We start from the raw sequence: 13,695 nt of genomic DNA, 5'->3' as shown, positions 1-13,695 counted from the left end.
GCGTGCGTGAAAGGACATTTGGATGCGTATAGCTGCTCTGGACGATGATCCGCTGCAACTGGAGATGCTGCGTCAGGTCGCGCTGGAGACGGGCCACAGCTGCCACACCTACCAGACGGGCTCGGCCCTGCAACTGGAGCTTCGCCGCGAGAGCTTCGACCTGCTGATCGTGGACTGGCACCTCCCGGACATGGAAGGAACGGACCTGGTGCGATGGGCGCGTGGCCATGTCAGCCGCGAGCTGCCCATCCTCATCATCACCCACCGCAGCGAAGAGGCCGACATCGTCGAGGGCCTGTCCTGCGGCGCCGACGACTTCATGGTCAAGCCCGTGCGCCATGCCGAGCTGCGCGCGCGCATGGCCGCCCTGTTGCGCCGCGCCTATCCGGTGAACACGCAAAGCGTGCTGGAGTTCGGCCCCTACCGTTTCCTCACTACCACCAACAGCCTGGAAATGCACGGCCAGCCCATCGAGGTGACGCACCGCGAGTACACGCTGGCCCTGACCCTGTTCCAGAACCAGGGCCGGCTGCTGTCGCGCGAGCACCTGCGCGAAGCCGTGTGGGGACACAACGCCGAAGTGCAGTCGCGCTCGCTGGACACGCATATCTCGCGCCTGCGCGCCCTGCTGAACCTGCGCGCCGGACAGCCCTACGCCATCAGTGCCGTGTACGGCTATGGCTATCGCCTCGATGTGCCCGACGCAGCGCTGCAGGCGCTGCAGCAGGCATCATGACCGTACACATGCCTGCCGCCCTGGGCAGGCCCGTATCGCGGGCCTGCATGCTGGCCGCTCTCGGGCTGCTGGGCCTGGGCGGCGCACAGGCCCAGATCAAACCCGTGGGCCGCAACGGCGACACGATGGCACACCGGGTCGTCGCCGGCGACACGCTGGAGCAGCTGGCGGCCCGCTACCTGGGCGATGCCCGCCAGTGGACCGACCTGCAGCAGCACAACGGCGTGGCCAACCCCTACCGCCTGCGGCCCGGCTCCGTGCTGGAGATCCCCGTGCGCCTGCTGCGCGCCGCCGTGGCCTCCGTGGAATTCGTGCAGGGTGATGCGCGCAGCACGCGCCCACTGGACCACCTGGCCGATACGCAGGGCGCGGCCGGAGACGATGCGGGCCAGCCCCTGCGCAAGGGACAGACGCTGCAGGAAGGCGAGCGCCTGCAGCTGGCCCCGGACGCATTCGTCGCCGTGCGCCTGGCCGATGGCTCCCTGGTGCGCGTGCAATCGCAGTCCGATGTGGTGCTGCGCCAGATGCGCCGCAAGGGCCGTGCCGGCAGCCTGCAGTCCGTACTGGACCTGCGCGAGGGCGGCGTCGAGGCCTCGGTGCCGCCCGAACCCGGCAACGCACAGCGCCGCTTCGAGATCCGCACGCCCGCTGCATCGACCAGCGTGCGCGGCACCCGCTTCCTGGTCCAGGCCGATGCCGCCGGCAGCACGGCGGCCGCCGTCGATGAAGGCACCGTCGCCGTGGGCTCCGACGCCTCAAGCGCGAACACTGGTGATGCGCTGCTGCGCCCGGGCCAGGGCGTGGCCGTGGCCGCCAATGGCCGCGTGGGCGAGCCCCGCCCCATGTTGGGTGCGCCCGACATCACGGCGTGGCCCGCGCTGGCGGAAGACGCCAACTGGATCAGCCTGCCCCTGCCCGGCTTGCCGGGCGCCGTGCGTTACCAGCTACAGCTGTCGCGCGATGCCGACATGACCCAGGTGCTGCGCAGCGCCAGCTTCCAGGCCACGGCATCGCCGCTGCGCCTGGCGGGCGTGGAGGACGGCGATTACGTGCTGTCCCTGCGGGGCATCGATGCCCAGGGCATTCCGGGCGCCGCCAGCCGCCGCGCCCTGCGCGTCAAGGCCCATCCCGTGCCGCCGCTGTATGAATCACCGCAGGCCGACGCCACCGTGGGCCTGGGCCGCGCCAGCCTGCAATGCACCCAGGTCGTGGGCGCCGCGCGCTACCGCATCCAGGTCGTCTCTGCCGATGCGCAGGCCGGCTTTGCCGAGCCCGCCATCGATGCACGCGACCTGAACGACTGCACACTGCCCGCCACCACGCTGGCTCGCCTGCCGGCCGGACGCTATCTTTGGCGTGCCGCCAGCATTCGCACGCTGGCCGATGGACAGCCCGACCAGGGCCCGTTTGCCGCAGCCCAGGCCATGCAACTGGCGGCCGTTCCTCCCCAGCCCTCGGCCAGCGCGCTGCAGATGGGCGACGGCCCGGCCGAAGGCAGCCGCCAGATCCGCTGGAGCGGCGAGCCCGGCCAGCGCTACCACGTGATGGTGGCGCGCGACCAGGAGTTCACCGCGCCGCTGGTGGACCTCTGGACCGACCAGCCGCAATGGAGCACCGAGGAGCTGCCCGCAGGCAGCTACTACCTGCGCCTGCAGATCGAGGATGCCAACGGCCTGCGCAGCGACTTCTCGGCCGCGCGCCAATTCCGCACCGGCAGCTGGATCGTCGATGCCAGCGGCGAGATGATGCATTCGGGCAACGGAGAGCGCCTGCAGCGCCAGTAGCCGTGCCCGTTCATTCCCTGACCGCGCTTGTCCACCCAGCCGCCCCCGCCTGACAGCCCCGCCACGCCGGCGCAGCCAGCGCCTGCGCGTGGCCGTGGACTGCGGCGGGACTGGCTGCTGCTGGCGGCGGGCCTGCTGTCCCTGGTGTTCTGGCTCGGCGGCGACGGGCAGCTCGACCGCATCAACGGCTTCGTCCAGGACACGGCCAGCTGGCTGCACCGCCCCAAGGCATCGCAGGACATCGTCATCGTCGCCATCGACGATGCCAGCATCGACGCCATTGGCCGCTGGCCCTGGCGTCGCGCATTGCACGCTGGCCTGCTGGAACGCATCAGCCAGGCACCGCCGCGCGCCATAGGCCTGGACGTGATGCTCAGCGAGGAAGACCTGGACTACCCCGGCGACGACCTGCTGCTGGCGCGCGTTCTGCAGCGCAGCGGCCGCACCGTCTTGCCCGTGGCGCCAGGCAGCGGCCCGCTGCCGGCCTTCGCACAGGCCGCAGCGGCGCTGGGCCATACCCAGCTGCCCGTGGACGCCGATGGCGCGGTGCGCGGCTTCCATGCCATCGAAGGCAGTGCGCAGCAGCCCTGGTGGCACATGGCGCTGGCCCTGCACTGCGTGGGCGAGAACGGCCGCGCATGCGCCCGCCCGGAGCCCGTGCCGCCCATGGACCCCGACTCGCCCTCCTGGCAACGCCGCCAGCAGGAGATCATTGCCTTTGCACAGGCCAGGCCGGAGCAAGGCGCCAGGGACCGCTCGCCCTTCACCACCTATTCCTACATCGACGTGCTGCGCGGCCGCATTCCTGCAGCGGCATTCCGCGGCAAATACGTGCTCATCGGCACGACGGCCACCGGCCTGGGCAGCCGCTTCACCGCACCGCTGGGCACCAGCGCGCGGCCCATCTCCAGCGTGGAGATGCTGGCCCATGTGCTCAACGGCAGCCTGCAGGGCTCGCATGTGCATCCCGCGTCGGCCACGCTCAACCGCGCGCTCAATGCGGCAGCCGTGCTGCTGGCCCTGCTGGCCCTGGCCTGGCTGGGCCCGTCGGGCGGCATGCTGGCCTGCGCGCTGCTGGCCCTGGCCTGCCTTTCGCTGGCCGGGCTTGCGCCGCGCCTGTGGCAGGTGCAGACGGCGCCTGCAGCCGGCCTGCTGGGCCTGGCCCTGGCCTATCCGCTATGGAGCTGGCTGCGCCTGCGCGCCGCCGCGCGCTTTCTGGCGCTGGAGCTGCGCGACCTGCAGGGGCAGGGCCTGCCCACCGCGCTGCGCCTGGGCGGCGATCTGCTGGACCAGCGCATCGCGGCCGTGGAGCAGGCTTCGCGCCAACTGCGCGCCCTGCACCATTTCGTCAGCGAAAGCCTGCGCCAGCTGCCCTCGCCCACCTTTGTCTGCGACCGGCAGGGCCATGTGCTGCTGGCCAATGCCGCAGCCCACGCCTATGCGCGCAGCCTGGGGCATGGCCTCAGGGCCGGCGATGCCCTGCCCCGGCTGCTCGATGGTCTGCGGGCACTGGAGACGGCAGCCGGCGCATCCGCCGGCCAGCCCTTGCTCACGCCCGAGGCACTTGCCACCCACGGCCTGCCGCCCAGCAGCGAGGGGCGCGACCCCATGGGACGCAGCCTGATGCTGCTGACCCAGACCTTCGAGGCACCGCCCACCACGGGCTGGCTGATCACCCTGGTCGATATCAGCGATCTGCGCAGCGCCCAGGCCCAGCGCGACCAGGCCATGCAGTTCATCTCGCACGACATCCGGGCGCCCGTGGCATCCATCATCACCTTGCTGGAGATGCAGCGCGGCGCCATACAGGCGCCCGACCTCGGCCTCCTGCTGCCGCGCATCGAAGGCTATGCCCAGGCCTCCCTGCAACTGGCCGACGATTTCGTGCACCTGGCACGCGCCCAGCGGCAGACGCTGCGCCGGGAACGGCTGGACCTGGGCCTGGTGCTGGACCAGGCCGTGGAAAGCTGCTGGGCCCAGGCCTCTGCGGCCCACGTGCAGCTGGAGTTCCACCTGCCCGAACAGGAATGCCCCGTGCTGGGCGATGCGGGCATGCTCCACCGCGCGGCCGTCAACCTGATCGGCAACGCCATCAAGTACGGAGCGCGCGCAGATCAGGCAAACCCCGCCACGGTGCAATGCCTGCTGCGGCAGGACGCAGGCCATTGCCGCATCACCATCCGGGACCACGGGCCCGGCATGGATGGGCAGGCCGTCGCCCGGCTGAGCCAGCCGTTCGAGCGCCTGGACCATCACCAGCACCTCGACGGCGTGGGCCTGGGCCTGGCCTTTGTGCGCACCGTGGCCGCCCGCCATGGCGGGCGGCTTGAGATAGAAAGCACGCCCGGCCAGGGCAGCGCCTTCAGCATCGTGCTGCCGAAAGCAGAAAAGGCCTGACTGGCATTTCAGGGATGCAGATGCGGAAAACGAAAAAGCCCTGAAGTCTTTCAACTTCAGGGCTTTGCGTTTTTTGGTGCGGCTGGCAGGAATCGAACCCACGACCCCTTGGTTCGTAGCCAAGTACTCTATCCAGCTGAGCTACAGCCGCAACGCTTCGCATTGTAGCAGCGGGTTTTGGGGCTCCCGGACAAAAGCGCCATATTTCTGCAAAAAACCCGGCGACCGCATTCCCTGGCAACCGGGCGATGGCCCGCCATGCGGCAGCCGTGCGCCCAGCAAAAAAGCCTGCCGCCCGGAAAGGCGGCAGGCTTTTCATACCAATGGATGGTAGGGCCTCCCAGAGTCGAACTGGGCACCAACGGATTATGAGTCCGCTGCTCTAACCAAGCATGAGCTAAGGCCCCTGATTCACCAAGGCAGCACGGATGCAGTCCATGGCAAACAACTATTGTAGAGCCTAACCCGCAGGACTCAGCGCTTGTGACTCAGCGCATTGCTGACGAGCTTGGAGGTGATGTCCACGATCTGGATCATGCGGTCGTAGTGCATGCGGGTGGGCCCGATCACGCCCAGCGTGCCCACCACCTTGCCGTCGAGCTCGTAGGGCGCGCTGACCACGGACAGCTCCTCGAAAGGCACGACCTGGCTTTCACCGCCGATGTAGATGCGCACGCCTTCCGCCTGGCTGGAAAAATCCAGCAGCCTGAGGATCTGGGTCTTTTGCTCGAACAGGTCGAAGGCGCGGCGCAGATTGCCCATGTCGCTGGAGAAATCGCTGACCGACAGCAGGTTGCGCTCGCCCGCGATGACCACGTCCTCCTGGGCGCTGGTCATGGCCTCCGTGCCGATGTTGACGGCCGCCTGCATGAGCGTGGCCACCTCGCCGCGCAGCAGCTCCACCTCGCCCTTGAGGCGCTCGCGCACCTCTTCCATCGCCAGGCCCGCGTAGTGGCTGTTGAGGAAGTTGGAGGCTTCAATCAGCTGCGAGGACGAGTAGTCCACGTCGGTGAAGATGACGCGGTTTTGCACGTCACCGTCGGGCGATACGATGATGACCAGAAAACGCCGCTCCGAAAGCCGCACGAATTCGATGTGCTTGAACACCGAGGTGCGGCGCGGCACCAGCACCACGCCCACGAACTGGGAAAGGCTGGACAGCAGGTTGGCGGCGTTGGCGATGACTTTCTGCGGCTGCTCGGGCGCGAGCTCGGGCGTCACGATATCGGCACGGTCTGCAGTGAGCATGGTGTCCACGAACAGCCGGTAGCCCCGGGCGGTCGGAATGCGGCCCGCCGAGGTGTGCGGGCTGATGATCAACCCCAGGTCTTCGAGGTCAGCCATCACATTGCGTATCGTGGCAGGCGACAATTCAAGCCCCGACGCACGCGACAGGGTTCGCGAGCCCACAGGCTGGCCGTCAGCGATATAACGCTCGATCAGCGCTTTGAGCAACAACTTGGCACGTTCGTCGAGCATGTGATGATTTTACTTATGTAAGGCCCAACAAGCAGCCCGGAGAACCCGGGCTTTTTCATGCAGGCGTGGCGAAGGCGCCATGCGATATCCTGCACCCCATGACCTCAAGCCAAGCCGCCCTGCTGATTCTGGCTAGCGCCGCCGCGGTGTACATCACTGCGCGAATCGCTGCGAGGATAAATGCACGTCGCCGACGAAAAACTCTGCTGCGATCTCGCAAGAGCCAGCAGAGTTTTGACCCAAAGTCTACGATTTACAACCCTCGGCCATACCGAGGCACAAACCGTAGGCGCAAAGATTGAGGATCGGAACGGTCAAGGACCTGATTGACGCAGCCAACGGCCCCGACCCTCAAAGCGGTGGATCGCATCTCGCAGGCAAGCAACAGACACGCCCCACATCTCAGCGAGCTCAGGTTGCAGATACGCACCAGAACGCCAGAGCCGCACAATAACCTCAACGTCCTCATCATCGATAGAGCGTTTCCGCCCCCAGGTCTTGCCGCGCGCCCTCGCTGCAGCTTGCCCAGCCATGACCCTCTCTCTGATCATTGACCTCTCAAGCTGAGCAACAGCGCCGAGTACTTGGAACGTAAATTCACCAAACGGGCTCGACGTGTCCAAGGGTTCAGTGAGACTGCGAATACCAGCACCTACAGACTTGAGCCGCCGCTCAATGGCCAGCAAGTCATGCAAACTGCGGGCAATGCGGTCCAGTTTCCAGACTACCAAGGTGTCGCCCTGTACGAGACTGGTGAGAGCCTCCTGCAATTGAGGCCGAGGCCCGACGCCGGAGCTTGAGTCCGCAAACAGTCGCTGGACCCCAGCACGCTCCAGCGCATCACGCTGCATTGTCGTGTCCTGGTCAAGGGTAGATACACGCGCATATCCGATCAGCATGGCTTACTCCCCAGTCCAAATCAGGCCGAGGCGCTTCCAATCGCGATTCGTGAGAGCGAACCGGAGCATGCACCGCACGACGACAGCGCGACTTGCACCAGACATTTCAGCGAGCTCGTCAATCGTGCTGGAGATATGGACGGGCAGAGAGACATCAAGACGGGCATGCGTAGCCCGGTGCTTGGCAACGCGGGCAGCGTTACCGGAAATGATTTCGCGAGGATCAGCAGACATAGGAATCCCTCAACAGCCTCTATCGAGGCCACAGCGAGCCAAAATCGGACTCCCCGCACATCATTGGATGGGGGTACAAGATCGACCCTTGGGGACTTCGGCATGCAGCACGAACCAGTCTTTCCAGCGGTCCAGACGCTCAACTGCGATCGCATGCATATCGCCAAGCAGCGCATAGGCAATTTCAACGGCTTCGAGGGGTGAGCCAACAAGGCCGAGCTCAATAGCAGGAGGCACGGTGCCATCGCCGTACTTGGTCCACCGGTTTGACCACTTTTCGCCTTCTGCGAACTCCTTGACGATGTACCCAGCGATGTAGCTTGCAATCTGCGCCGGTGATCGCTGCGCATGCCACTTGCGACGCTGCACATCGATGTTGCCGCCCAACTCACCAGTGACCGAGCGCCAGACGCGGCGGATCACCTCATAGCTGCGCAGCTTCACTGCGTTCTGCCTGTTGCGATCCGCCAGCTCTTTCGGGATACGTCGAGTAGCAAGGTGCACATGCCAAGCGCCCCGGTCCTGCTGCTCGAATGCCCCCACAAAAGCGAAGCCAGGGAGCACTCTGAGCATGCGACGGTTGAACTCCTTGAGATGTGCCTTGCACAGCGCGAGATCCTGCTGATTCGCTCTGTAAGTAAGAGTCAAGAGCGTGTCTACGCCCATCACCTTGCACAGCTGACGCACACGCTTTTTTGCACGTCGTGCAGCCTGCTCTGCGTGCTTCGCACGTCGCTCCTCCTCGTAGCCGGGTTCAAGCTTATTTGCCTCTATAGCTTCGAGATACAGCGCCATGGCCTCCTTGTCCCAATCCAGTTCACGCCACTCCGTGGTCCGTGAGGCAGTGACCTCAAGGTGCCCGTTTCCAAGGTCATGGGCCTTGACCCGGAAATGGTTTCCGGACTTACCCATGTAGGCGATTCCATCGATAATTCGAATCATGTTGACCAGTCGTGTTGGTTGACGTCACGAACCCCGGGCAGTTGGCGCTGTCGCGGGGTTCACCTTTTTCAGAGCCTGCTGCCCGTACCTGTACCAATGTGTCTTAGGGATAAATCTAGGCCGCGCTGCGCGCGGCCCGCGCCTGCGCTTCGCTTGCATCCACGGGCCGCCCGCACGCCGGCCTTGACCGCCATAGACGCAGCAAGACACAGGAGCGCTGCAGCGCGGACATCCTTGTTTTCTAGGGCGACGATTCGCGGCCCGCTGGGTGGCAGTGCTGCGCCTCGCGGACTGGACCAGCGCGAGAGCGATCGCAACGACACAGCAGCGTCAGACCAGGCAGAACGGGAAGCACGCTGCAGGCGCGCTAGTGACAGCGTGAGCACATCGACGGGCACGTCGCGCGACAACACGGAAACTTCGGACAGCGGCCTAACTGGCATCAGAGGACACACCAGGCGCACGGTTGCCGCCGTCAGCATTGTCAGCATCGACAAGCACAGGCTCAGAGACGTAGGGATCGAAGGGGCGCAACCTACGCCACTCATCACACGCGATATGGCCTACGTCAAGCAAGCGACGCGTCCCGTTGAAACAAACGCAATGGTCATTAATGCACATTGCGCCCGTGATCAGAGGCATGGCAACAACCCGCCGAATTTCATCGTATGCAGGAGCCGTCCAAGGGCGATCAGATAGCCGAGGAATAAATGCAACGCGCTCATCAGGAGCAAAGACGGGCAAAGCACCTGCAGTAACTTGAGCATCCTGCCGATGTGGTTGCGAAGTTGCATTAGGGGTAGTCGAAACTGGCTCAGGCAGCACAGGATGTAGGCGCGCATTAATTGCCCTGTACGCAAACCAGGACATCACAAATACAGTCACAAGAGCAGCAATCATCACAACAAGCATCCACGGAAAAGACCGCACTGGCTTGACATGGATACTCGCACTTTTGTATTTACCGAATACGCTTTTTGGGAGCTTATATCGCTTCTTAATCGGCGCATTTTTCCAGCCGGTACGGCAATTATCCGCACACTCAGGCCACTCATACCACCAGCGACCAAGAATACCAAGATCACGCAAATGCACATGCCGGCCGATTAGCGCGCGCACATTAGCATGAATGAGATTCGGACCCTGCGTGATGATGTAGAAATCTAGACCGCGATGCCGGTGCGTTTCAAGCAACGCGATCATGTCAGGTATCTTCTGACCAGGACCGGAAGGCCGCCATATCCGCTGGACCTCATCAATGATAATGACGGAGCCATCGGGCACCGTTTCATGCCATTTTTCAGGCTCTGTCAATTCGATATGCGGAATGAGCAATTCAGGAATGCCATTCACATATAGCTGACGATCTTTACCAAGCTCTTCGAGCATGGACACAAGAGCAGCACTCTTACCAGTACCAGGATTGCCAGTAATAACAGTGAGCATTTATGCCCCCTGCCCAGTCGTCTGCAGCGCAAATCGCTTCATTACCATCCAGGCCAAGCCAGAAACGATACCGCCGCTTGTGATCGACATGGCATCAAAAAACCCAGCCATGGCCAATAGCTGCAGTACCTCAGCACCAAGACCGGCAAACGCGCCCTGTATAGAGCTTATAGCATTAGTGATAGCAGTATCAGCACCCTCATACGTCGTATAGCCAAACCCAAGAGAAACAAGTACGCGAGATACCAAAGGCCATGATATTTTGGCAAGCCATTCTGCGATACCTTCCATTAGTCGCCCCTCCTAGTTAATCCGACAAACGCTAAAGCGGCCGACAACCAAGCAAATCCAATAAGGATTGGCCTTATTCCTGTGGCAAAGTCACAAAGCAAATCCCATTGAAACGCCATAGACTGACCCATTATCTCGAACTGGCGAGGAGCAGGGCATGAGCCATTTTCCGGCCCAACGTTCTGTTTATCTATACGCAGCGGGATGGTCTTTTTTGGCAATTCTTTAACCTCGATATCACCAAGCTTTTTGCAAGCAAGAATATCGGGATACATATCACACAAACCCGGATCTTTCTCAGACGGCTTGTCACCATCACTAGGATTAGGATCTGGCTTGGGGTTTGGATCGGGATTAGGGCTATCCACAGGCCTGTTTATAGGCTGCAAATCCACTTGCCAAGGTGCGCCAGGAGCCGGGGACGGGACAACTCTGATCCCAGGCTGTAGATATGGACTATTGTTAGGCCCAGGCGCTGCACTTGGGTCATAGTTCGGATTTTGAACAGGGTTGCCAGTAGGAACAAATAGCGGCTGCGGCTGCATTGCCGGAGACGGATTTATAACAGGCAAGTCGATAGGATAATCGAGAGGGATAATTCCGGGTAGCTTTTCCGGCAGAGGCGCAGTCTCAAGAGCCTCACGAACCTTAGGCTCATACGGCACCACTTTGACCTCAACCACCTCCTCACCAACGCGAGTAACGGACCCAGCAACTTGCCCGGGGCCGTAATAACAATACGCCAAACTAGGGTTGCTAGGAAGCACCTCTGCATAAACACCAGTCAATCGAGCGTTACACGCAGCGTTAGCAGTACCGTACTCACCGTAACCCCATGTATCCCTCCAAAACCCATTAAGTACCTTCTTTTTCTGAAGCCACTTATTACCATCCCACTCGAATTCGGTTTGCTGCCACCACTCAACAGCAATAGGAAGCAATAACGCGGCAGCAACAGACAAGCCACCAGTCAATGCCGCGCTGCCACCAAGAGCAAGAGAAGCGCCAACACGTCCGGCTAGAAACTTTGGAGCATTCGACGCGAATCGCATTGACGCAGGAACAGAGATAGCACGACCACCAACATTCAGCGATGCAGTGGTTCTGACGGTATTACCAACTAGACTAGAGCCGTTTGCAGCGTTGCCTAAATTAAAAGTGCCAGCAGATCCGCCGACACTAGTGGGACTCCAGCCAACGGGAGGAGCCAATTGTGCGTAGCCAGCTATACACGCCCCCGAAAACGCACATGCGGCCAGAATTACCAACGCCCGCAAATAAGCCATACAGCCCCCAAAACACCGATGAAAGCAGCATAAAACTCAGGTGTTGCCATCATTACCCCCATCACCAATATGGAAGACAGTACGCGCAATGAACATCAAGCCATAAACGACGATCCAGACTCCACCGACCATCCAGCCGAGAGCGAGGCCGTCAGAAGCCTGCAGCAAGCCGCACGGCTGGGCCTCGAATGTGCTGACAACTTCGATCAGCGGGCCACCAGAAACCGGGCGAAGGCCATAAGTAATGGCAGTTGGATTTATTGACCTAATCTCCACAACATGGGCCGAGCCGCCCTGCTGAACAACATTGCCAATCTGTGAGCTAGCAACCGTTTGAGCAGCTTGCAACTGAGTCGGGTAGCACACCGCACCCACTTGATAAGAGGGCATTACAAACTCCGAGATTTAATAAAACGGTGAGCAAACAACGCAACACGCGCAGAAAGCACCGCCGCTGATACCCAGGCGGCATTAATGCCCATTTCGATCAACAGCGGTGCTATCAGATGCATTACAAGTCCCAGCGGATCACAGACCCTTGCGGATGAACTTGAATGCGTAGACCGCGACGATTGCCGCCAGGACGATGCCTGCGACCTTCAGCGCATCCGTCGAAAGGCTGCTGAGCGCGGTTGTGACCTCGGTAGGCAGCTCGGCATGTGCCGTGCTGATGGCACCAGCGACAATCGCGGGAATCGCGATGGCGCGAACGGCCAGAGTACGTGGAACGAGTTTCATGGAAGACCCCTTGAAAACGATGCGGGATTGCATCGTCTAAACCACGGCAAGCCATGGTCTAGGCGCTGAAATCACAGCGAGTAATCAGGCCTTGGGAGCAGCGGGCGCCGCTGCAGATTGACGAGCTGGAGGCACAGGGACAAGGTTGGTCAAAACGCTGACAACATCGCCCTTGTTGTCACCAAAGTCGGGTACTTGGAGAGCGAAGGAAGCCGTGAAAGTGCCCTTCACGACAACTGCCTCGAGCTCACGAGGCACGCGCAGGCGGCCGACAGTCTCGAGCTCACCGTCATCGTTAATCAACGCGACACGGGCCACCTTAAATTCGTAAGGCTTCTGAGTTGAGGGATCAATCTTGCGAGAGAAAACCGATTCGGTTTTCAGGATTTGGATGATGCTGGTGAATGCCATGTGTGTGCCTCTATTGGCTGTGTACGAGCGACAGTGCTCTGCTCTACCCCGCATGCGACGTAGAGAAGAGCGCTGTCACGGTGCATGCCCCACGGATTGCGCCGAGCTGGCCGACTCGGAACTGTCCCGAGAGACTTGCCCGGGGGCATGCAAAGCAGGAACACAACGCCAACCTTGTGACTCATGTCCAACGGGGCACAAACTGCGAAAGTCGGGCACGAAAATGGCCAGCGCAAGCGCAAGACCTAAACCACCGAGGATCAGAGGGACGTCCAACCTCATACGGAGATGCCCCCCACCTGGTCGACCTGGTCTGGAGCCGCCAGGCGCACGGCCAGGCACTTTTGACCAGGTGGAGGACAAACAGACGATCGAGAACGAAAAGGCATGCTGGCGGCTCCTGTTGCTTACGACACACCAGGCGCAAACCTTGAAACGTGGGCTCTTTCACATGCACATGCGCATGACGCCAACGGCCTAAGCCGCCACCCCTGGGAACGCCCTATTCGGACTCGGGGTGCAGTTCGCTTGCCTGGTCAAACTCAGGAGCCGCGTACCTAGCTCGCCAGCTCCGCACATCTCTGGGCGGGTGTCCTAGCCGCTTGCGCGGGCGGGAAATGCTCCTGTTCCAACCCCGCCGCCGCTTCTGGCAGTAGCCCCAAGGGGCGCGACGAGATCGAACTATGTAATCACAGTGATTACAGGCAGCACGGTATCATGTAAGCACGGTCATTACAACAGTAAGCACCGTGATTACTCAGCTTTTTTTATGAGGTAGCCATGCAAACAACACTCAACCTGCTGGACAGGGCGCTAGAAGTGAAGACTGCTGCCGAGTGGTCCAGGCTGATAGGCGTACCGAGAGCGATCTTCACGACAGCGAAGACTCGCGGGAACCTCAGCCCCGTGGTTGCAGGGGAAGTAGCCGCCGAGCTTGGCGAAGACCCCCAGCGCTGGATAGTGATAGCAGTCATGGAGACTGCTAAAGAGAGCGCATGCAAAACCAAGCTTATGAAACGACTCAAAAAAGTGACATCGCTTTAATGATGTAA

At 61.8% G+C, this 13,695-nt stretch carries 14 protein-coding genes and 2 tRNA genes; 4 read left to right on the top strand and 12 right to left on the bottom strand.

From position 1 onward, the window contains the following. The first annotated feature begins 22 nt into the window (after positions 1–22). The 3 genes from KDK82_RS01860 to KDK82_RS01850 are packed head-to-tail and all read left to right on the top strand — an operon-like array spanning position 23 to position 4,917. Positions 23–736 (top strand): response regulator transcription factor, encoded by a 714-nt coding sequence (locus KDK82_RS01860; RefSeq protein WP_012207214.1) that lies wholly within the window; start codon positions 23–25, stop codon positions 734–736. Further along, a complete protein-coding gene (locus KDK82_RS01855; protein WP_085929077.1) occupies positions 730–2,520 on the top strand; it encodes a FecR domain-containing protein in 1,791 nt (596 codons plus the stop codon). The genes KDK82_RS01860 and KDK82_RS01855 overlap by 7 nt, the downstream gene beginning before the upstream one ends. Positions 2,521–2,547: 27 nt before the next feature. Beyond that, entirely contained in the window at positions 2,548–4,917 is a 2,370-nt protein-coding gene (locus tag KDK82_RS01850; protein ID WP_088163899.1) for a CHASE2 domain-containing protein, read from the top strand. Between the two features lie 74 nt (positions 4,918–4,991). On the opposite strand, the gene KDK82_RS01845 is transcribed toward KDK82_RS01850, so the two are convergent. From KDK82_RS01845 to KDK82_RS31680, 12 genes are all read right to left on the bottom strand, one after another. Then, positions 4,992–5,068: transfer RNA gene (locus KDK82_RS01845), tRNA-Arg, on the bottom strand. Positions 5,069–5,245: 177 nt separating this feature from the next. Then, a tRNA-Ile gene (locus KDK82_RS01840) sits at positions 5,246–5,324 on the bottom strand. 67 nt (positions 5,325–5,391) lie between these two features. Then, positions 5,392–6,396 (bottom strand): heat-inducible transcriptional repressor HrcA, encoded by a 1,005-nt coding sequence (gene hrcA, locus KDK82_RS01835; protein ID WP_034396851.1) that lies wholly within the window; start codon positions 6,394–6,396, stop codon positions 5,392–5,394. A gap of 314 nt (positions 6,397–6,710) precedes the next feature. Beyond that, positions 6,711–7,295 carry a recombinase family protein gene (locus tag KDK82_RS01830; RefSeq protein ID WP_088163898.1) on the bottom strand — a complete coding sequence of 195 codons (585 nt, stop codon included), beginning with the start codon at positions 7,293–7,295 and terminating at the stop codon, positions 6,711–6,713. A gap of 3 nt (positions 7,296–7,298) precedes the next feature. Then, positions 7,299–7,529 carry a CopG family transcriptional regulator gene (locus tag KDK82_RS33420; protein ID WP_088163897.1) on the bottom strand — a complete coding sequence of 77 codons (231 nt, stop codon included), beginning with the start codon at positions 7,527–7,529 and terminating at the stop codon, positions 7,299–7,301. Positions 7,530–7,589: 60 nt separating this feature from the next. Then, positions 7,590–8,471: a hypothetical protein gene (locus tag KDK82_RS01820; RefSeq protein ID WP_088163896.1), complete on the bottom strand. Its 882-nt coding sequence runs from the start codon at positions 8,469–8,471 to the stop codon at positions 7,590–7,592. 432 nt (positions 8,472–8,903) lie between these two features. Beyond that, positions 8,904–9,917, bottom strand: coding sequence for a zonular occludens toxin family protein (locus KDK82_RS01815; RefSeq protein WP_088163895.1), 1,014 nt, complete (start codon positions 9,915–9,917; stop codon positions 8,904–8,906). After that, positions 9,918–10,208, bottom strand: coding sequence for a DUF2523 domain-containing protein (locus tag KDK82_RS01810; protein ID WP_012204021.1), 291 nt, complete (start codon positions 10,206–10,208; stop codon positions 9,918–9,920). Further along, complete coding sequence (locus tag KDK82_RS01805; RefSeq protein WP_088163894.1) at positions 10,208–11,494, bottom strand: virulence factor TspB C-terminal domain-related protein; 1,287 nt, start codon at positions 11,492–11,494, stop codon at positions 10,208–10,210. The genes KDK82_RS01810 and KDK82_RS01805 overlap by 1 nt, the downstream gene beginning before the upstream one ends. Positions 11,495–11,530: 36 nt before the next feature. Further along, positions 11,531–11,884: a hypothetical protein gene (locus tag KDK82_RS31685; RefSeq protein WP_143343379.1), complete on the bottom strand. Its 354-nt coding sequence runs from the start codon at positions 11,882–11,884 to the stop codon at positions 11,531–11,533. A gap of 138 nt (positions 11,885–12,022) precedes the next feature. Then, the gene (locus KDK82_RS01800) at positions 12,023–12,232 is read right to left on the bottom strand and encodes a major capsid protein (RefSeq protein ID WP_088165412.1); all 210 of its coding nucleotides are present in this window, start codon (positions 12,230–12,232) and stop codon (positions 12,023–12,025) included. A gap of 84 nt (positions 12,233–12,316) precedes the next feature. Further along, complete coding sequence (locus KDK82_RS31680) at positions 12,317–12,643, bottom strand: hypothetical protein (RefSeq protein ID WP_143343378.1); 327 nt, start codon at positions 12,641–12,643, stop codon at positions 12,317–12,319. Between the two features lie 780 nt (positions 12,644–13,423). On the opposite strand from KDK82_RS31680, the gene KDK82_RS01790 reads away from it, so the two are divergent. Beyond that, complete coding sequence (locus KDK82_RS01790; RefSeq protein ID WP_088163892.1) at positions 13,424–13,687, top strand: hypothetical protein; 264 nt, start codon at positions 13,424–13,426, stop codon at positions 13,685–13,687. Positions 13,688–13,695 lie beyond the last annotated feature (8 nt).

Source organism: Delftia sp. K82 (genome assembly GCF_002193035.1).
GTDB classification, from domain to species: Bacteria; Pseudomonadota; Gammaproteobacteria; order Burkholderiales; family Burkholderiaceae_C; genus Comamonas; species Comamonas acidovorans.
Note: the sequence above shows the minus strand (reverse complement) of the source record. Positions and strands in the feature narration are given on the sequence as shown.